The organism is Pseudanabaena sp. CCNP1317 (assembly GCF_034931345.1).
Classification (GTDB): domain Bacteria; phylum Cyanobacteriota; class Cyanobacteriia; order Pseudanabaenales; family Pseudanabaenaceae; genus Pseudanabaena; species Pseudanabaena galeata.
In genome coordinates, this window is the sequence record NZ_JAYGIF010000103.1 from 1 (window position 1) to 19129 (window position 19129).

Consider the following 19129-nt stretch of genomic DNA (forward strand, 5'->3'; position numbering starts at 1 on the left):
CAATCTATTCCATTTCCCTTGGAAGGTGCTATTTTAATCCCTCTTGATTCGGTATAGCTCAAATGTATGACTGGTCTATATTTGAAGGCTATCTTGCAGGTTTTTACACGTATCCTGTAGCTACCCCGGATTCGGTGTAATCGATACGCCTAGTGCATCCGCCGCAATTCACCAACTTGAGGAAGCGCCAAATCAGATGGTTTATCAGTCACGCCAATCTCTCAAAGATCAGCATGGTAATACTTGGCAAACCGTTGCTTTCAAGCGATCGCGTCCTGATGGCAATAGTAGCTTTGAGTTGCGCCTAGTGGGATTTCCTAATTTAGTAGCGATCGATCATGCTCAGCCCTTAACTTTAAGCAATTCCTTGGGTAAAACCCTCACGGCTATTGATACCTCTAGCAATATTTTTAAAGAGGGAGCGCAGGCGAATGTCGGACAGTATGATCTGCAACCTTTGTTATCAGAATTGCAAGCGGAGATTCCTTTAAAGATTTCTTTGCCCACGCTCAAAGGTGATGCGATTAGTCTATCGGTTCCACCTTCATTAGTCGCAGAATGGCAAACTGTGGCGAATTATTAAAGCCCTCACAATCTCTCAAAAGCTATGGCGTACACGCAAGTTAGCTATACCGTTAGTTGCTAAAGATCCCCCTCAATCCCCCTTGTAAAGGGGGAAGAAGAAAATTCTCCCCCCTTTACAAGGGGGGCTGGGGGGGATCTACACCCCGAAACGAAGACAGAGAGAAGCTAAGGTCTTATAAAAATTTAAATTAACTTAGGAGAGAACAATGGCAGATTTATTTTCCCATGAATGGATGAAAGCTTTTGGTGAACTATGGAATGCTGATGCAGAGATTGTCAATGAACTTGCGAAGATACATTTTAACTCTGTAATTGGCTATGGCTTTGAAGATCAAGACAAACCCAGTGGAATACTGGTGGTTCAGGAAGGCAAGGTGGTTTTTGCAGGAGCCTATGATGGTCAGTCATTAAACTGGGATTTACGCGCCGATCGCCCCCATTGGCAAAAGTGGACGATTAAAGGCTTGGATATGTTGGGTTTGAGTATGGCGTATATGAGCCGCAAGCTGCAATTCCGCGTTGGCGACTACACAGCCATGATTAAAGATCCAAGGATGGCAAGTCCATTTATCAAATCATTTGCAGTGATGAGCAAGGTTTAGGAACCCTCTCCCCCCAGCTCCCTCTCCCATTAAGGGAGCTACCGTGTACACACAAGTCATAAAAACCTGTCAAGTCAACAATTATCTGCCCCCTAGCCCCCAATTCTGGGGGAACAAGAAAATAAAAGTCTTTCAAAGTCCCCCAGAATTGGGGGATTTAGGGGGCTTAGATCAATCGAAACGTAGACAGTTAGACTTGTGACACGGTAGTTCCCAAAAGGGTAGAGGGGCTAGGGGTGAGGGTCTGGTCAACTTCCACTTAACATCAGTAATTTTTAAAGGAATAACATCATGAAACCAAAATCAGCAGCTAAAAAACAAACTAGCCAACCCCTAGCTCCTTCGCCCCTATCTCCATCACAATTAAAGTCTCGCCAGAGTCAATTAATGGTAGTGGATGTGCGGGGATGGTTTGAGTATTTCATGGGACATATCGCAGGGGCAAAGAGAATGAGCCGCGATCGCATTCTTAAAGAAGTTCCCCAAGATCAAGCGATCGCGATTACTTGCCTATCTGGACATCGCAGCGATATGGCGGCGCAATGGCTAGTTGCTCAGGGCTACAGCAAAGTCTATAGCCTCAAGGGTGGTTTATTGGCTTGGCAAGGTGCGGGTTATTCTGTGCATCGTGGCAACCAACCTTAATTTTTTTAAGAACTGGCGTTAAATCGCAGGAGTGGAGATGGCTATGATCACAAATAAAATCACAAATAGTAAAACTCAGCATTTTTGGCAGTCGCTATTACAGAATAAACTGCTGTTGATTGGCTCAATTTCGGGCTTGGTTTTACTTTCGGGCGGCACGATCTGGTGGTTGACTCAAAGCAGTAAAAATGGACAGTCAGCCGCAAATTTGGCAGCGGCAAGTTCTACGGCAAATCCCATACAGGTAAAAACGGCGATCGCCCGTCAACAGGGTGTGAATAATCAGCGCGTGCTTACAGGCAGTGTCGAACCCTTAGAAACGGTGACGCTCACTAGTCGCGTGATGGGACAAATTCGCCAGTTAAATGTGCAGGAAGGCGATCGGGTCAAGGCTGGACAAGTACTGATTGACATTGATGTGGCGGACATTCAGGCACAGGGCAATCAAGCTCTGGCTGGGGTGAGCATGGCGCAGTCCAATTTTCAAAATGCGGAAGCGAGACTACAACAATCGATCGGACAACTGCTTGAAATTGAGTCGGACTTAACTGAGGCAATGCTTGAGCAAAGTCGGATGTCAAGGTTGCAAGCAGAGGGTGCGGTTAGTCAACAACTGCTCGATCAGGCAAATACGCGGGTAAAAATGAGTCAGGCGCGACTGCAACAAACCCAAGCAATGATTGGTCAATCGCAAGCCACGATGAATCAAGCCCAAGCACAGGTCAGTCAAGCCCAATCGCAAGTATCACAGGTTATGGCGAATCTCGACTATGGCACGATCTCGGCTCCCTTTGATGGGGTGGTGACACGCAAACATAGTGAGGTTGGGGCAATGGCTGGACCTGCACAACCTTTGTTGACCATTGAAAGTAGCGATCGCTTGCGATTTAGTACCCAAGTTCCTGAATCGATGATCTCGCAAGTTCGCACAGGGCAGAAAGTATCTATTTTGATCGATGCGCTTAATCGAGATGTCACGGGTACAGTCAGTCACATCATTCCATCAGCCGATCCCACTACTCGTAATTTCACGGTCAAAGTGACTTTGAATGGCACGGCTGGTGTAATTTCAGGGATGTTCGGTCGCCTGCAATTAACCAATCCCACCGTGGCGCAAAAAACTAGTGATCGCCAAGTTTTGATGATCCCTAAAAATGCGATCGTGCAGCAGTTTGGTATCACAGGCGTTTACAAAGTAGTTGCGGGGCAAGCCAATTTTCAGCCCATTACCACAGGACGGATCAATGGGGAAGTGATCGAAGTATTTTCAGGACTAACTGATGGCGAGCAATTAGTATTGCAACCATCTCCTGACCTCAAAAATGGAACTGCGGTTCAAGTCAATTAGTTCACCATCACGGTCATTTCACCATGTCTGAACCTATTAAAAACCCGCCCAAATACAGCCTGATTGGGCAAATCACAAACTATTTCATCAATTCCCAGTTGACAATTTTGGTGATTGCCGTGCTGGTGATTTTTGGGATTGGTGCGGTTGTTCTCACTCCCAAAGAAGAGAATCCCCAAATTATTGTCCCTGCGGCTGAGGTTTATCTTCCCTATGCAGGGGCTTCAGCCTCCGTTGTCGAACAAACCCTGACCAATCCCATTGAAGCCAAACTAAGGGAACTGTCGGGCGTTGAGCATATCTATTCCGCCTCGCAAGATTCGGGTGCAAAGGTAACTGTCCAGTTTGTCGTGGGACAGAACTGGGAAGACTCACTCTTTAAATTACAGAACCATCTCTATAGCAATCAGGACTTGCTGCCCAAGGGCGCAAGTTATCTGGTGAAGCCTGTAATTATTGACGATGTGCCGATTGTGACCCTGACGATTACGGGTAAAGACTACAGCGACAATCAATTGCGCCGCATCGGTGAACGTCTCTTAGAAGACCTTCGCAGCATTCCTAATACCGCCAATCTCGCGATTACTGGCGGACAACCCCGTGCGATTCGGGTCGATCTTGACCCTGACAAACTCGCCAGCTACAAACTCTCAGCACCGCAGATCGCTCAACGCCTCCAGAATGAAAATGTGCGGTTGCCTGCGGGGGATGTGTCCATTGGCAAAACTCGTTTATTTATTGATGGCGGCAATCTCTTTCAGTCCGTTAATGATGTTGGGGAGGTAATTGTCGGCTTTGGACAGGGTTCCAAGTCGCCGATTTATTTGCGGGATGTGGCGAATGTGATTTATGATTTTAGCGATCGCACAACAATCTCACGGATTAATTTTCGCCAAGATTGGGATATTAGCATTCCCTATCCCGACACCAAAGCCCAGCCTAAAGGCGAATTTGTAGCGCAACCTGCGATCACGATCGGCATTGCCAAGCAAAAGGGAACTAATGCTGTCACCGTTGCCCAACAGATTTTCCAACGGGTTGAAGAACTAAAACCGCAGTTACCATCGGGCATCACGATCGCCGTGACCCGTAATGATGGACAGACCGCCGATCGCGCTGTAGGGGATCTTTATCAAAGTTTAGGCATCGCCATTTTTACGGTGGTGGCGCTCCTCGTAATTTTCCTTGGTTGGCGCGAATCCTCGATTGTTGCCTTTGTGATTCCCTTGACCCTTGCGGGTACTCTCGCAGTGGGATTTGTTTCTGGACAAACGATCAATCGGATTACCCTATTTGCCTTGATTTTAGCTTTGGGAACGCTGGTGGATGATGCGATCGCCGTTACCGAAAACATTCATCGCTATTTTGAAGAAACGCCCAACATGAACTGGCGGCAGAAAACCCAAGCCGCAGTCATGGCGGTTAATGAATTGGGAACACCTGTCATTCTTTCCACAATTACGGTCATTCTTGCCTTTGTGCCGATGGCGTTTGTCACAGGCATGATGGGTCCCTATATGCAGCCCATTCCCTTTAATGTTCCCGTTGCCATGATCGTCAGTACCACCTTGGCGCTAACGATTACGCCCTTCTTGGCATTGCGGATGATTAAGATCATACAGGAAAATGGCGAACATCAATTAACTCCCATTGAAGATACAAAGATTTATCGTCTCTATGCAAAGTTGATGAATCCTTTACTCAACTCGGCAAGCCGTCGCCGTTTTGTGTTGTTCTTCATTACAGGATTGATGTTAGCTTCCTTCCTATTGCCGTTAACCCAAACGGTGAAGTTTAGAATGCTGCCCAAGGCGAATAAAGATACATTTTTAGTGCAGTTAGATACACCCTTGGGAACGGAGCTTACTGAAACCGATCGCATTGTGCAGGATCTCGAAGCAATTTTGCGGCAAAATCCTGAAACTACTAATTTTGAAACCTATGTGGGCATGGGCGCACCAATTGACTTTAACGGGATGCTGCGCGGTGCAATCGATCGCTTTGGTGAACATTACGCTGATATTCGCGTGCATCTCACCAATAAAGATGCCCGTTCTATTCAATCAGAAGGCATTGTTTTAAGTCTGCGTCCGAAACTAACAGAAGTTGCTCAAAAAAATAATGCGATCGTGAAATTAGTGGAAGATCCCCCAGGTCCGCCTGTGCGATCGACTATGCTTGCGGAAATCTATGGTTCTGACTATAACAAGCAGCGCCAACTGACTAAAGAAGTACGCGCTGTTTTTGCTCAAACCGCGCAGGTTGTGGATATTGATGATTCTGTGAAAAATCAAATTCCGCAGATGCGTCTGGTCGTTGATCGCGAAAAGGTCAACCGCGCAGGGCTGACTACGCAGGATGTGGCTCAGACCATTAACATGGCGATCGCAGGTTCGCAAGTCTCGATCATGAAAGTATCAGGCGAACTCGCCCCCGTTGGCATTCAAGTGCGTTTTGCCAATGCCAATCGCCAGAGCATTGACGATCTCAGTCGGATTCAATTACCGACTAGCCAAGGTTCCCTAGTGCCGCTAACGGAACTAGTCACCTTCACGCCTAGTACCGTCGATGAGCCGATCCTGCATAAGGATCAACGTCCCGTTACCTATGTCATGGGTGAAATGGGCGATCGCTCCTCGGTCTATGCCGTAATTGAACAAATCATTTACTTCTTTCAGAATCCCTTGCCCAAAGGTTATTACATTCAATGGGATGGGGAATGGAAACTCACGCTCGATGTATTCCGTGACTTGGGACTGGCGATGATGGTAGCGGTGGTACTGATTTATCTAATCCTCGTCGGACAGTTCCGTAGCTTCAAAGTACCGATGATCATTCTCGGTGCGATTCCCCTTGCCTTGATTGGGATTCTCTTAGTCTTTGCGGTAAATGGTGTTTATTTCAGTGCCACAGCAATGATCGGTGTAATTGCCCTTGCAGGGATTGTGGTCAGAAATGCGATCGTGCTTCTAGAATTTATCGGCGACAAGCTCAAGGAAGGCGGCGAATTAAAAGCTGCCATTCTCGAAGCAGGAGCAGTCAGATTTCGCCCAATTTTATTAACTAGCGTGACCACAATGCTAGGCACGCTCTCGATTCTGGGCGATCCTGTCTGGTCAGGTTTAGCATGGGCTTTGCTAGGTGGAATGTTAACTTCTTCTTTCCTGACTCTATTTATTATTCCGATTCTGTATTATGGCGATCGGATTACCCATAAAATCACAGAAGACGAGCAGGAAGATTTAGATGCTCCCGAATCTCCTAATTTCCCTTCCGATCAAAGTCCTATGCCTAGCTAATTAAATCCTATGGAACCAATTCACATTTCTTACTATTCCGATGTTCTCTGCATTTGGGCTTATATCGCCCAAATCCGCCTTGATGAACTAGCTGCTAACTTTCCCGATCAAGTGGAGATCGACTATCATTTTTTCCCTGTATTTGGCAATGCCCATGAAAAACTAGAAAAAAGTTGGCGCGATCGCGGCGGATTACGCGGCTATAGCAATCATGTGCATACAGTCGCGGCTAAGTTTCCCCATATCACCGTGCATCCCGATATCTGGGTCGTCAATACACCAACTTCAGCTACTTCCTGTCATCTATTTCTGAATGCAATTCAATTATTAGAAATCAAAGGGCTGATTCCTAAATCAGAGAAACTGTTTGAAAAAGCCAATTGGGAATTTCGCCGCGCCTTTTTTGTGGAAACTGCGGATGTTAGCGATCGCAAAGTACAGTTTCAGATTGCTGAGAAATTAGGTATTGCGATCGCCGATCTGCAAGCTCAAATTGATAGTGGCGAAGCCTATGCTTTGCTATCAAGGGATTTTGAGTTAATTCGCGAAAAAACTGTGTCCGTTAGCCCCACGATGATTTTTAACGAAGGGCGACAAAGACTAAATGGGAATGTCGGCTATCGAGTCATTGAGGCAAATATTCGTGAGTTGCTGAATAATCCCGAAGATGAACATTCTTGGTGTTAGACGAATGAATCTTAAAATTTCTTGAGAAAATTTACCAAAAAATTATTTGCCAACTATATTACTACCCAAGTATATTGCTAATTAAGCTAGTGATAAGCGCCTAATCCACTTCAAAAGAAATCATGGATATCCTATCAAATACCGTCGCACTGTCACGAATGCAATTTGCGTTAACCGCCATTTTTCATATGCTCTGGCCAGTTCTGACTACAGGCATGGCAATCTATCTCGTCATTGTCGAAGGACTATGGCTGAAGACCCGTAATCCTGATTACTACCGCCACGCTCGCTTCTGGTCAAAGTTATACGTTCTTAACTTCGGGATTGGCGTTGCCTCAGGGCTACCGATGGAATTTCAATTTGGGACAAACTGGGCTCCATTTTCGGAAGCAGTAGGTGATTTCTTTGGCAGCATTCTCGGATTTGAAGGCGCAATGGCTTTCATGCTCGAAGCAGGATTCTTAGGGATTATGTTATTTGGCTGGGAGCGAGTAAATCCAGCAATTCACTATCTCGCCACAATTATGGTTGCCTTCGGTGCAAACCTATCTACTTTCTGGATTTTAGTCGCTAACTCTTGGCTGCAAACGCCATCGGGCGGTGAGATGGTCAATGGTAAGTTTATTGTCAGTGACTACTTTCAGGCGATCGCCAATCCCTTTATGCTGAAAAGCGTATCGCATATGTTCTTTGCTACCCTCGAAACATCACTATTCGTAATCGGCGGTATTAGCGCTTGGTATATTCTCAACAATCGTCATCAAGCTTTTTTTACCAAATCGCTCAAAATTGTCCTAGCCGCTGCGATCGCTGTTACGCCTGTGCAGATTTACATCGGACACCTCAGTGCCGAACAAGTAGCCCAATATCAACCAACGAAACTGGCGGCGATGGAAGCCAAATGGGAAACTAGTCCTGCGGGACAGCCTGCGGATTGGAGTCTATTGGCAATTCCAGACGAAAAGACTCAAAGCAACAAATGGGAAATTACGATTCCCAACGGGCTTGGCTATGTTTTAGAATTTCAAAAGAACTTAACCTCACCCGTTCTCGGCTTAAAAGAATGGAAATATAGCGATCGCCCTCACATGGTGGGCTTGATATATTATGCTTTTCGGATCATGAGTGGGATTGGCTTTTTCCTAGCAGGACTGATGCTCTGGAGTGCCTTGCAATGGTTATTAGGCAATCTCTCTGCGGAAAAAATTGCTAAACAAAAATGGCTCCTCCGCACTTGGATTTTTGCTGCACCATTAGGTTATATTGCCGTAGAGTCGGGCTGGATTGTCCGATGTGTAGGACGACAACCTTGGACAATGTATGGACAGATTCGCACGGCTGATGCAGCTTCCCATGTTCCCGCAGGAAATGTATTAACTTCATTAACCCTATTTGCAGTGGTTTATTCGATCCTATTAGTTGCCACACTGTACTTTGGCAGCAGAATCATTCGTCATGGTCCGAATTTGGATATACCCATTCCGGGGCTAGACAACAAACTAGCCATCAATATGGAACCCGCGACATTCATTCCCGATCAACGTCCAGCAGAAACTCAATTGTAATCGAGAAGATAGGCAGCGCAGAGCGCTGCCTATCTTCTCATATGGCAAGGTTTTCAAAATTTTGAGTATGTGACTAATTCCTAGGTAAATTTCATGGAAGCATTAAAAGATTTTCTACCTCAAGTTTGGTTTGTGATTCTGGCTTTATTCTTATTCCTATACGTCATGCTGGATGGGTTCGATCTTGGTGTGGGCATCTTTTCTCTAACTAGTTCTGACGAAGAACGTCGTGGGATTTTGATGACTAGCCTCGGCAATATTTGGGATGCTAATGAAACTTGGCTAGTGATCATGGGAGGTGCATTATTTGGCGCATTTCCCCTCGCCTATGGCACAATTCTCAGTGCCTTATACATTCCCATCTTCATCATGATTTTCGGACTGATTTTTCGCGCCGTTGCCTTTGAATTTCGCGAACATTCCAGTAATAAAACATTTTGGAATTTTGCCTTTGGTGCTGGCAGTTTTATCGCGGCTCTCGGACAAGGCTTTGCCCTCGGTAGCGTCATAGCAGGGATTAAAGTTGATGCGTCTGGACATTTCATTGGTTCGTCTTGGGATTGGCTCGATTGGCGATCGCTCTTGGTTGCCCTCACCCTGATCCAAGGATATGTGCTGATTGGTTCTACCTATTTAATTTTGAAAACCGAAGGAGAATTACAAAAGACTCACTTCAGGACTGCAAAAATTGCCGCAATTACCACCTTCATCGGCGCAATTTTGATCACGATCGCCACGCCTGTAGTTTATGAAACCCTAAGAACAAAACTATTTAGCGCCCCCTTAGTATATGTTTTTGCGGTGATTCCCGTTATTGGCGTGTGGTTGATTTGGAATCTATTAAGCAGCCTTAACCGTGAGCAGGAAAACACTCCATTTGTCTGGACAATTCTGCTATTTCTGCTGACATTTATTGGTCTAGGATTAATCGTATTTCCTTACATTATTCCCAACCAAATCACCATTTATCAAGCCGCCGCCGCGCCCAGCGCTCTTGTGTTTATGCTCACTTTTATCGGTGTTCTCATTCCGATCATGCTATTTTACAACATCTACAACTATGTCGTATTTCGAGGCAAAGTTGTAGGTAGTGCCTATGGCGATTAAGCAGTTGTATTGACGATTGGGAGCAAGAGGACTGGAAAACATAAACCAGTAGGTCAAAAGTACAGCGCCAAGTGTTGTAGCAGATTAACTTTACTACTTGCTCCCCTAATCATCACAAGTCATCATTGTATTGGTTATACTTCAGGAAAGGGTAATTCTTGCATTTGTGCGATCGCCTAAATTTAACATCAAGTCCCCTATGAAAAATCTAGTTTTGATTGGTGGCGGACATAGCCATGCGATCGCCTTGCGGTTATTTGGTATCTATCCCTTGGCCACAGATATCCGCCTTACCCTAATCACTGATGTCGCAAACGCCCCCTATTCTGGAATGTTGCCTGGACACATTCTTGGCTATTACAGTTTTCAAGAATGTCATATTGATTTAGTGAATCTTGCTAAGTTCGCTCAGGCTGACTTAATTGTAGATCGAGCCATCAATTTGGATTTAGCTCATAAACAAGTGCTATGTCAAAACCATGCCCCGATTGACTTTGATTGGTTATCGATTGATATTGGCAGTACCCCTGACTCATCGGCGATTGTCGGGGTCGATCAATATACGATCGCCGCCAAACCTGTACCTCAGTTTTTGACCCATTGGCAACAGTTATTAACATCCTTAGAAAGCGCTCAAGCGATGCCGACTGATCGCCCGTTACGCATCGGCATTGTTGGCGGCGGCACTGGTGGAGTCGAATTAGCTTTCACAATTAAGTCACGAATAGAAGCCATTCTGCAATCGCAAGGATTATCGCCCATGGTTCTAGGAACTCAGTTGTTAGAAATTCATTTGTTTCATCGACAAGTAACCCTAATGACGGGCTATCCTACAAATGTAGGAAAACGCTTTGAACAAATTCTACTTAATCAAGGAATTTATGTACATCTAAGCGAAACTGTAAATTTCGTCAAACCTGATTCTGACAATCAATCCGAGCAATATCCCCTACAAACACCAAAAATAATCGGCTGCGAATCAGGATTCACATTACTATGCGATCGCATTTTTTGGCTCACTAATGCTATGGCTCCATCTTGGATTCGTGACTCAGGTTTAACCACTGACCAGAAAGACTTTATCCTCATTAACAATAAACTGCAATCTATTTCCCATCCCTACATTTTTGCCACAGGAGATATTGCTTCTAGTATTAGCCATCCCAGACCCAAAGCAGGAGTCTTCGCAGTACATCAAGGCAAACATCTATTTAAAAATTTACAGCGCATATCATCAGGTCAACCACTACTTCCTTTTTATCCCCAAAAGCATCATCTTTCGCTAATCGGCACTGGATATAAAATAGAATCTAGCGAAAAATATTTACAAGCGATGATCGCTTGGGGCGGACTATGTTTTGGTCCATCAAAACTACTCTGGTTTTGGAAAGAATCCATTGATCGTCAGTTTATGCAGCAATTTCGAGGATGAAATCACTGATATAGTCAAAAATCTGCAAGATAGCCGTTAAAGCTTTGCCCAGACTAGTTTTCAGAAACTATTTTAGATTTGTAGTCAATACCACAACTTCTCTAATCCAACTTTTCCGATGCTTTCAAAAAAGCACGTTTCGCCGCAATCTTATTCTTACGATTGGTATAACGCCTAAAACTCCTGACATCCCTATGCCTTGTCAACTCCATCGCCAAAGAAGGATCTAACTCATACTTCACAATCAAATTCGTGGCAAACGTATGCCTGCCCCGATGCGAATGTAAATCAATCCCCGTCTTCTTTGCCAGATCGTCCATCACATGACGAATACCCCAATATGTCAACCGCTTACCCTGACTACGATTAGAGCAAGACACAAACAAAGCACTATCAGGCAATAACTCGACCTCTTGCGCCCTCCTCCAATCCAAATAAGCATCTAAATCTTGAATACCCAACTTCGTCAAAGGCACTTCTCCCTTACTATCCCACTTCGCCTCCTTAATCACCAATTCCCCATTCACATAATCCTCAATATTCAGACGACAAACCTCCTCCGCCCGCAACCCATGCAATAAAATCGAAAACAAAGCCCGATCGCGTAACATCACTTTACTCAACTCAATCGCTTCATAAATCCGCAACACCTCCTCATCTTCCAAATCTTTAGCCACAGGATCGGGCAATCGCTCCTGCTGAATGCCAATCGTCGGATCGGCAACTACATATTCTGACAGCAACATCCATCGATAAAAAGATTTCAGAGTCCGCAGCACCCGATTAACCGAACTTAGTGCTAGTTCGCGTTCCTTCAACAAAAAAGTTTTAAACTGTGTCACTTTGCGCCGACTCACATCCACCCAAGCCAGATCGCACCAATCCATAAATATCCATAAGTCCGCTTGATAAGCCTTACGACTTTTCGGTTGCAAAGACCTCGATGCTAAAAATTCATCAACTCTTGCTTGGCGAAGGTCTGTGGCGGCGATCTCTTTGGGTGGTTCACCATAAACAACTAAAATTGGCTCTGGAATGGACATATCTGTATCAATTGATTAGTAATCTATCCACGAATCACAATGATTTCTCGCCCTGCGGGGCTAATGACATTCTCCGTCGTAGTCCGATCACTTAGTGGCGGCAAACCCTTTCGGCGATCAAATATCAAACTTATTCTAATGCTTGCAAAAATTGGCAGAAGTTCTCTATGTCTCTAACTAATAGTGTGTAACTTGTCATAAGCTTATCCGTTAGCTCAGAAATTCGATTACTTTCTAATTCAAATCCATAGCGATGAATTGCGACATGCCGAAAGCCCCGATATTCATTTAAATTGTGTAGAGTATCACTAAGAATCACAGGAGGTCTTGTATGTGGAATCTCCAGCGACATCTGTTCTAAAAGTAGCTTGTGAGAACTCGAACCTGTCGGCAAGTTGTTTTCCACTTCCTTGGCAATATCTTCAAAAATGCGTTCAACACCCATATAAAAATTTTGCAGACTAAAAGCAGTTGCATACCAATAGTCATCATCTGCTGTTGTTTTTGCTTTTTGAGCTTGTGAGAGGGCCAATTGCACAGTAGTAGCAACTTTGGTCAACTCGTTATTCAGTCTTGCAATCAGGACATTATAACCGTTCATAATTCCATACCTTGAGCGATCGCCTCAATCATGTAATCAGACGCATTTTCTACCTCGATGAGATCGATTGCAAATTCACTAAGACCTTGTAGTTTACCAACTGCTTGGAAATAGTCAGATTTTGATAAGTTCCACACAGCAAGATCTATATCTGAATCAGCATGGATTTTGGGTTGCAGCATTGACCCAAATAGAACTACTCTTGTTGCCCTAAACTGTTGACGTAGAATTCTTGCAGCTTGTTTAGCAGTTTCAACACCACGACTTTGCAACTGTCTGAGACTTTCTTGCCTTACTTGTTCCCTTTTTCTCGCTGCGAGAATGTAGCCATACATTTTGTCAGCATCAACAACATTTTTGCTTTCTGCCTTTCTCTCAGTTGTAGAAGAGAACAAAATGTGAGAGGAAAGTTTATTACTATTCATAATTATCTCCTCTAAGCCAGCAACGAATTTCATATAGGATCAAATATACAGTACAAGGCACTATGTAAGCTTGATCGATCCACACAGAAGATACTATTGTTTCAAGTAATACGATCTAAATACCGAAAAAATCTATGTCTACGAGAGCGATAATTGGCAAACAAATTGATGATGACTCTTATTTATCCGTGTATTTACATCGTGACGGCTATGTTGATTATGCAGGGGTACTCTTGCAAACACATTATGCAACAACAGAGCAAGTTGATCAGCTTCTAGCTTTAGGTAACATGAGTGTGCTGGGAATCTCGATCAACAATTGCTTATTTTATAACCGCGATACCCAAGAATCATGGGGAACAGAAAAACCCAAACTCAGAAATCTGCAAGAGATTTGTTCCGAAGAGTGGGTATATATTTGGGATGGGACTCAATGGCTGGGCAGTGAATCTAACTCGTTTAATCTTATTCCCATCCAAGAACTATTGGTATCTCAGTTTAGCTAAACCTCTGCATCCTAGTTTTTTATCTACATACTCATGACAGAACAATTATCAAAATTAGCTTTAGTGTAGAAGATGAGAGAAAGATGCCTAGAAAAAAGCCTAAAGGATTTGCAGGAGAAAAATCTAAGCACAACCAAGAAATGCAGAAATTAGATCAAGGCGACAATACAAAAGGCAATAACCCACCATTCTGGGTTGAGCTTTTCGTTAATGTCATGATGATATCTAAACTCATTTCGGCGATCGCACTATCAAATTTTCGCAAACCCAAAGATAAATAAATGTTTAACTAACGAGCAGATACCCCCTCAATATATCGCAACGCGCCAAGCAAAGTCCTCAAACCTTGAAAACACGTCAACCAAACTAAGCATAAATACTCATTCACATAAATTTAATGACAAATAAGTATTGATTATTTGCTCTAAGACTAATCTGAGATAAGTTGGAGAACTTAGGGGTGAAAATTATTAATGGCATCAGTTTTGTAATTATGACCATAAGTTTGCCGCTGCGGCAAACTTATGGTATCAACCTCTAGGACAAATGACTCTAACACATAGCCAGTCAGCGTTTTGATAGTAGATGTCCGCTATATTCAGTCTCCTTAAGCCCTTTAGCCCAGCCACAGGCAAAATTTGTCTGTGACTGGAGTGGTAAAATCAGCGATGGGAGAAAAATCCAGATGCAGCAGGAAGATAACACCACGCTGCTCAAGGCTTTTGGGAGCTTCAAGAGTTTACGGTTTTCGGCAAGCTTATGCTTCTTATTCCAGACTTTCGGCAAACTTATGCTTCCTTCTAGAAGGACGAATCTAGGAGAACCTAACGGTGAAATCGGTATTTCAAACTCAGTAGCGGCAAATTTATGGTGTCAATTGCGGCAAGCTTATGGTCATATTCACACAATAAAGCTTCAATAAACTGATTGCTAACTTCATGCGGTGAAAGGGAGGACATAAGCTCTAAAGCACACTTAATGTAGTGAAGTACGTTGATCGCCAACATCTGAAAGCAAGCGTTCAAAAGTTTCCCAACTCATTCCATGTAGTAAGACTCGATTTTCAGATAGTGGTCTGGACTTCTCAATTACGGCTGTAGCAGTTTGCTATCTTGATAAAGTTGGAGTTGTTCATCATGATTGTTTAAACAAGAATACAGGCAGTTGCAAAACTAGATCTTTGGCTATGTGATGGGATCTAAAAATTTAGGTTCAATCTAGCTTATCAAAGATCACTTCGGAGATCGCACATCTGGTAAAGTTAGCAAGAAGCCTAGTGAAAGTTGAAATATTAATGCAAAACCTTGAACAACTGATTGCACAAGAACTTTCGCTACGCCCCGAACAAGTCAAAAATGCCCTAGAGCTATTTGCTGAAGGTGCAACCCTCCCCTTTGTTGCTCGCTATCGTAAAGAGCGCACAGGGGAAATGAACGAGATTCAATTAAGAGATCTGCAAGATCGTTATGCGTATCTGACCGAGCTACGCGATCGCCAAGCCGTAATCATTCAAGCAATCTCTGAGCAAGGCAAGCTTACTGATGTTCTGCAAGCCAAAATAGAATCGTGTTTGCAAAAAACAGAACTTGAAGACCTTTATCTTCCCTATCGTCCCAAGCGAAGAACTAAAGCAGCGATCGCTAGAGAAAAAGGACTAGAGCCACTTGCCGAAGCCATCAAAGCATTTAACCGTCCCAACACTAATACCGCCTCCTTGCCTCAAGAAGCCGCCAAATATTTATCTGAACAAGTGAAAACTGTCGAAGAAGCTCTTAAAGGTGCATCAGATATTCTGGCTGAGGAAGTCGCTGAGAATGGAGAATATCGAGTTTACATCAGAAACTACTTGATACAAACAGGAGTATTTCTCTCAAAAATCAAGGCAGCACATCCAGTGGACACAACCAAGTTTGAGATGTACCGCGACTATCAAGCAAGAGTAAAAGCGATCGCCGCCCATAATCTCTTAGCCCTATTGCGAGGTGAAACCGAAGAAATCCTCACTCTCACTTTAGATTTTGAGGAAGACCATTTATTAACTTACCTAGATTCGCAGCAAATTCAGGCTAAAACCCCAGCCATCAGGCAGTTTTATCGTAACTACTCAGGCTGGAGATTTGGGAAGAAAGGGTTTCCAAGAAACACTTGTTTGAGTGTCTCCAAAACATTAACACCTTGCTTTCTGAGAGTCGAAATATAGCCACGAATGCGACAGAACATTTGAGCACCATTGAGAGAGCGAAAAGTGCCAGATACTTTCTGTTTGAGTTTGATCATGCGTAAATCACGCTCCGCCTGATTGTTATCAAAAGGAACACGAAAATCATACATAAAAGCCAAGACAGCCGATTGATTTTTTTGAAGACGGTCGAGTAAGTTCTTGGCTGGACTTTGTTTAAGACGACCTTTCCTTGGTGGGATATCAGGATCTATGGGGGGCGGCGGATTAGCTTTAAGTCCTTGGTCAATTAATTCCTGATAACGGCGCTCAAAATCCGCTAATTTTTCTGAGGGCAAAGCGCTGAATCCATCAGTTTTGGCAACTCCTATCTGGTCTTTGATTTCAACCAATAACGAGATCATCAGCTCTGCCCATAGCTGTTGGTAACGTTCAACGATAAATATCAATTCCCTTAGATGATGTGCATTGCACAATGCATGTTCACAATCATATTGGGCATAACTAGACAAACCATCATGGACACTGATACCGTCAAAGTTGGGCAGAATATCCATCGCATCCATGGCTATTTGACCCCGTTTGGTATGCATAAAGTAGTAGGTTAACCCTGATGTACTTGCCACATGCAACCACATCAGTTTACCTTTGACCCGCATCCCTGTTTCGTCAAAATGTCCTACTTCGGCAGCTTGCATCCCCTCTTTTAGATGCTGTTCTACGGGTTCTAATTGCCCATAGCAATATTCTCTTGCGTTGTAGATTGTCCCTTCCGATAGTTTGCAGTCAAATATGTCCCTGATTAGTTCCCGTACCCTCTCTGTTGGCAGTAATTGTCCCTCCATCAGATAGACAATTAATCCCTTTAGTCCTGAGCCATACTGGACTACGTTGCTCACATCGGCAGGAAATTTTCCTCGATTTAATAATCCGCAGTGGTTACAGCATTTTACTTCGGCTTGATGTTCTGTTACTTTTAGGACTATTGGTGGTAAATCATGCACTTGTCTTAAGTCCCAATTCAATATCTCTGTGCCCACTAACGAGGCTCCGCAGCTTTCACACTGGTCTGCGCGATGCACGATGATTTCATCGATTTCTTCTCGCCACTCTAATGTCTTGCCTTCATGCCCAATTTGTCCACCGCTTTGCCGTTCACTTTTTCCTCGCAAGCTTTTTGTTCGCTTCCCAAATCCGTCACTCGATGGCGGTTTGCTACTGTTTTGACTATCTTTCTTTGCCTGATTTTCTAATATTTCTAATCGCACTTCTAGTTGCTCTATCTTCTTCAATAGTCCTTCCACCAAAGCGATAACAGCATCTTCGCCTTGGTTGATACGAACGGCATAAAATTGCACTACGTTACCGAGGGTAAAGGTGCGCTGATGTTGATGTTGCATGGATTTCCAGAATTCTGGTACTCTTGGCGACATCAAATCCCTGAATTTGCGAAAGATCGGAAGTCCAAGTGTAAAAAGTTAGACCTCTGCCATAGCCAAAATAACGAGGTAGAGCTACAGCTTGAGAATTTTTGACCGATACTGGAAATCTTTGTCCATCGGAAGAGGAGAGAATACCACCACCCCAGATTTTACTCAGAGAATGGTGCAAGATCTCAGCTATGGTTAATTTCTACCAAGTCTTTGCTCTCGCAGAAAAACCTCATCCAATGATAGTAGAACATTTAGATAAGACGGTTCCTCTATCCAAGAATCTCTTTAACGTCGTGTCTCTATTGATAGGGGCTCAATTGGGAACTCTATTGCTAAAGCTATTTGAGAAGTTGCTAAACAAGATTGCAGCAATGTGTTAGCCTTGAAAGTAAGTAAAGATGAAATTTTGCAGTCTAAGACTACTAGAAATACCCTAACCAATATTTCTAGTAGTCAAGCTGTGATTCTGCTGTGAGTGGATTGATTTGCTATGACAGACGCAATTAACGAGATTGCCCAAGTATCAGAGATTGCTTTAAGTAATGGCGATCGCCTATTACAAGTTGGCTTAATTACGATCGCAGGAGGGGTTGGGTTTGTAGGAGGAGCGGTGATTATTTCTGCACTAAGCTTCCTCTTCAGTTGGTTTACTCCAAAATTCCTAACGGAAATCTACAGCAGAGTTGTGATTGCGTTTAAATCCGTGGTATTGACGTTAATTACTTTAGTAGCAATGGAATTAATGCTGCTGTTAATTCCTGCAACAGAATGGCTAAGCTGGATTGAATTTTGTTTAAGCGTAGGCATTACGATACTCAGTGGATGGCTTTTGTCCAGACTATTTAGAGACTTTTTTGATACCAAGATTTTAGGAATTACCTTTGCATCAAACCCTAAAGTTAAAGGTGAATCAATCTTTTTACTTCGCTATTTGGGTGACTTTGCGATCGCAATTACCTTGATTCTCTTCTTCTGTATCAAACATGATATTAACGTTGTCGGTATCGCCGCCAGTTTAGGAATTGGTGGTATTGCGATCGCCTTTGCCGCCCAGAAAACCTTAGAACAATTTTTAGGGGGAATTGTGTTAACTCTTGATCGACCGTTTACGGTGGGTGATTACATTGGTTTGTCCGATGGACCTACAGGCAAACAAGGTACATTTGGGCGAGTCGAAAGTATCGGTTTAAGGTCAACCAAAATCCGTACCTCTGGTAAAGGCACGCTCACGATTATTCCCAACAATGCCCTCACCCAAGCCACGATTGAAAATTTTTCGGGCGCAAAGAAAGTTATGTCCGTAATGATGATTGCTTTCCCGCAGCATTTATCAAATGAAGAGCAAGCATTGATCCGTCAAATCGTGATGGACAGCACCATCGACATTTTTGGCTTAGACTGGCGTAGCACCGAAGTTGCCTTTGGGGATGATAATGCTCAAATTTCATTCTTTATTTTGGGTTCCAATGAATTGTCAATGGAACTGAGAAGACAGTTGCTAGATCTTGCTAAACAACAAATTACCAAGCAGCTAAAAAATCAGAATATTTCTTTTACTCTAGATGAACCAACAATTTATGTGGATGCTCCAATCTCTATCTAAACAAATATTTAAACAGACAATTATAGCGTTTACCAATCTAGTGAAGTACGGGTTTGTTTCCCCGCCTTT

At 43.6% G+C, this 19129-nt stretch carries 16 protein-coding genes and 3 pseudogenes; 14 read left to right on the plus strand and 5 right to left on the minus strand.

What is annotated here, in order from left to right; genetic code table 11:
• Positions 1 to 166 precede the first annotated feature (166 nt).
• From VB775_RS18565 to VB775_RS18605, 9 genes are all read left to right on the plus strand, one after another.
• Positions 167 to 583 (plus strand): DUF3122 domain-containing protein, encoded by a 417-nt coding sequence (locus tag VB775_RS18565; RefSeq protein WP_281009951.1) that lies wholly within the window; start codon positions 167 to 169, stop codon positions 581 to 583.
• Between the two features lie 208 nt (positions 584 to 791).
• Positions 792 to 1187 (plus strand): SCP-2 sterol transfer family protein, encoded by a 396-nt coding sequence (locus VB775_RS18570; RefSeq protein ID WP_281009845.1) that lies wholly within the window; start codon positions 792 to 794, stop codon positions 1185 to 1187.
• A 291-nt stretch (positions 1188 to 1478) separates the two neighbouring features.
• The gene (locus VB775_RS18575) at positions 1479 to 1832 is read left to right on the plus strand and encodes a rhodanese-like domain-containing protein (protein ID WP_281009846.1); all 354 of its coding nucleotides are present in this window, start codon (positions 1479 to 1481) and stop codon (positions 1830 to 1832) included.
• A gap of 43 nt (positions 1833 to 1875) precedes the next feature.
• Positions 1876 to 3180: an efflux RND transporter periplasmic adaptor subunit gene (locus tag VB775_RS18580; protein WP_281009847.1), complete on the plus strand. Its 1305-nt coding sequence runs from the start codon at positions 1876 to 1878 to the stop codon at positions 3178 to 3180.
• A 23-nt stretch (positions 3181 to 3203) separates the two neighbouring features.
• On the plus strand, positions 3204 to 6479 hold the full coding sequence (locus tag VB775_RS18585; RefSeq protein WP_281009848.1) for an efflux RND transporter permease subunit: 3276 nt from the start codon (positions 3204 to 3206) through the stop codon (positions 6477 to 6479).
• Positions 6480 to 6488: 9 nt separating this feature from the next.
• A complete protein-coding gene (locus VB775_RS18590) occupies positions 6489 to 7166 on the plus strand; it encodes a DsbA family oxidoreductase (protein ID WP_281009849.1) in 678 nt (225 codons plus the stop codon).
• A gap of 122 nt (positions 7167 to 7288) precedes the next feature.
• Positions 7289 to 8731 carry a cytochrome ubiquinol oxidase subunit I gene (locus tag VB775_RS18595; protein WP_281009850.1) on the plus strand — a complete coding sequence of 481 codons (1443 nt, stop codon included), beginning with the start codon at positions 7289 to 7291 and terminating at the stop codon, positions 8729 to 8731.
• A 93-nt stretch (positions 8732 to 8824) separates the two neighbouring features.
• Complete coding sequence (gene cydB, locus VB775_RS18600; protein ID WP_281009851.1) at positions 8825 to 9838, plus strand: cytochrome d ubiquinol oxidase subunit II; 1014 nt, start codon at positions 8825 to 8827, stop codon at positions 9836 to 9838.
• Between the two features lie 199 nt (positions 9839 to 10037).
• Positions 10038 to 11270 (plus strand): FAD-dependent oxidoreductase, encoded by a 1233-nt coding sequence (locus VB775_RS18605; protein WP_281009852.1) that lies wholly within the window; start codon positions 10038 to 10040, stop codon positions 11268 to 11270.
• A 101-nt stretch (positions 11271 to 11371) separates the two neighbouring features.
• Here VB775_RS18605 and VB775_RS18610 read toward each other — a convergent pair whose 3' ends face one another.
• From VB775_RS18610 to VB775_RS18620, 3 genes are all read right to left on the minus strand, one after another.
• Positions 11372 to 12313 (minus strand): tyrosine-type recombinase/integrase, encoded by a 942-nt coding sequence (locus tag VB775_RS18610; protein ID WP_281009680.1) that lies wholly within the window; start codon positions 12311 to 12313, stop codon positions 11372 to 11374.
• A 130-nt stretch (positions 12314 to 12443) separates the two neighbouring features.
• Positions 12444 to 12914 (minus strand): hypothetical protein, encoded by a 471-nt coding sequence (locus tag VB775_RS18615; RefSeq protein ID WP_281009679.1) that lies wholly within the window; start codon positions 12912 to 12914, stop codon positions 12444 to 12446.
• Entirely contained in the window at positions 12911 to 13339 is a 429-nt protein-coding gene (locus tag VB775_RS18620; protein WP_281009678.1) for a nucleotidyltransferase family protein, read from the minus strand. The genes VB775_RS18615 and VB775_RS18620 overlap by 4 nt, the downstream gene beginning before the upstream one ends.
• Positions 13340 to 13473: 134 nt before the next feature.
• Between VB775_RS18620 and VB775_RS18625 the strand changes: the two genes are divergently transcribed.
• From VB775_RS18625 to VB775_RS18635, 3 genes and pseudogenes are all read left to right on the plus strand, one after another.
• Positions 13474 to 13845 carry a hypothetical protein gene (locus VB775_RS18625; RefSeq protein WP_190401307.1) on the plus strand — a complete coding sequence of 124 codons (372 nt, stop codon included), beginning with the start codon at positions 13474 to 13476 and terminating at the stop codon, positions 13843 to 13845.
• 83 nt (positions 13846 to 13928) lie between these two features.
• Positions 13929 to 14126 (plus strand): hypothetical protein, encoded by a 198-nt coding sequence (locus VB775_RS18630; protein ID WP_281009677.1) that lies wholly within the window; start codon positions 13929 to 13931, stop codon positions 14124 to 14126.
• 1013 nt (positions 14127 to 15139) lie between these two features.
• Positions 15140 to 15940, plus strand: a pseudogene (locus VB775_RS18635) (Tex-like N-terminal domain-containing protein); the annotation flags it as partial.
• A 5-nt stretch (positions 15941 to 15945) separates the two neighbouring features.
• Here the strand turns inward: VB775_RS18635 and tnpC are convergent.
• Positions 15946 to 17424 (minus strand): IS66 family transposase, encoded by a 1479-nt coding sequence (gene tnpC, locus VB775_RS18640; RefSeq protein WP_281009676.1) that lies wholly within the window; start codon positions 17422 to 17424, stop codon positions 15946 to 15948.
• On the opposite strand from tnpC, the pseudogene VB775_RS26560 reads away from it, so the two are divergent.
• Positions 17371 to 17481: pseudogene (locus tag VB775_RS26560) on the plus strand (alpha/beta hydrolase); the annotation flags it as partial. The gene tnpC and the pseudogene VB775_RS26560 sit on opposite strands and share 54 nt — an antisense overlap.
• 52 nt (positions 17482 to 17533) lie before the next feature.
• Here the strand turns inward: VB775_RS26560 and VB775_RS26565 are convergent.
• A pseudogene (locus VB775_RS26565) lies at positions 17534 to 17635 on the minus strand (hypothetical protein); the annotation flags it as partial.
• A gap of 312 nt (positions 17636 to 17947) precedes the next feature.
• On the opposite strand from VB775_RS26565, the gene VB775_RS18650 reads away from it, so the two are divergent.
• Entirely contained in the window at positions 17948 to 19060 is a 1113-nt protein-coding gene (locus VB775_RS18650) for a mechanosensitive ion channel family protein (protein WP_281009675.1), read from the plus strand.
• Positions 19061 to 19129 lie beyond the last annotated feature (69 nt).

Bases quoted from the DNA above. Each gene is read 5' to 3' on its own strand.
- VB775_RS18570 (WP_281009845.1), top strand. From the start codon at position 792: ATGGCAGATTTATTTTCCCATGAATGGATGAAAGCTTTTGGTGAACTA.
- VB775_RS18575 (WP_281009846.1), top strand. From the start codon at position 1,479: ATGAAACCAAAATCAGCAGCTAAAAAACAAACTAGCCAACCCCTAGCT.
- VB775_RS18580 (WP_281009847.1), top strand. From the start codon at position 1,876: ATGATCACAAATAAAATCACAAATAGTAAAACTCAGCATTTTTGGCAG.
- VB775_RS18585 (WP_281009848.1), top strand. From the start codon at position 3,204: ATGTCTGAACCTATTAAAAACCCGCCCAAATACAGCCTGATTGGGCAA.
- VB775_RS18590 (WP_281009849.1), top strand. From the start codon at position 6,489: ATGGAACCAATTCACATTTCTTACTATTCCGATGTTCTCTGCATTTGG.
- VB775_RS18595 (WP_281009850.1), top strand. From the start codon at position 7,289: ATGGATATCCTATCAAATACCGTCGCACTGTCACGAATGCAATTTGCG.
- cydB (WP_281009851.1), top strand. From the start codon at position 8,825: ATGGAAGCATTAAAAGATTTTCTACCTCAAGTTTGGTTTGTGATTCTG.
- VB775_RS18605 (WP_281009852.1), top strand. From the start codon at position 10,038: ATGAAAAATCTAGTTTTGATTGGTGGCGGACATAGCCATGCGATCGCC.
- VB775_RS18610 (WP_281009680.1), bottom strand. From the start codon at position 12,313: ATGTCCATTCCAGAGCCAATTTTAGTTGTTTATGGTGAACCACCCAAA.
- VB775_RS18615 (WP_281009679.1), bottom strand. From the start codon at position 12,914: ATGAACGGTTATAATGTCCTGATTGCAAGACTGAATAACGAGTTGACC.
- VB775_RS18620 (WP_281009678.1), bottom strand. From the start codon at position 13,339: ATGAATAGTAATAAACTTTCCTCTCACATTTTGTTCTCTTCTACAACT.
- VB775_RS18625 (WP_190401307.1), top strand. From the start codon at position 13,474: ATGTCTACGAGAGCGATAATTGGCAAACAAATTGATGATGACTCTTAT.
- VB775_RS18630 (WP_281009677.1), top strand. From the start codon at position 13,929: ATGCCTAGAAAAAAGCCTAAAGGATTTGCAGGAGAAAAATCTAAGCAC.
- tnpC (WP_281009676.1), bottom strand. From the start codon at position 17,424: ATGCAACATCAACATCAGCGCACCTTTACCCTCGGTAACGTAGTGCAA.
- VB775_RS18650 (WP_281009675.1), top strand. From the start codon at position 17,948: ATGACAGACGCAATTAACGAGATTGCCCAAGTATCAGAGATTGCTTTA.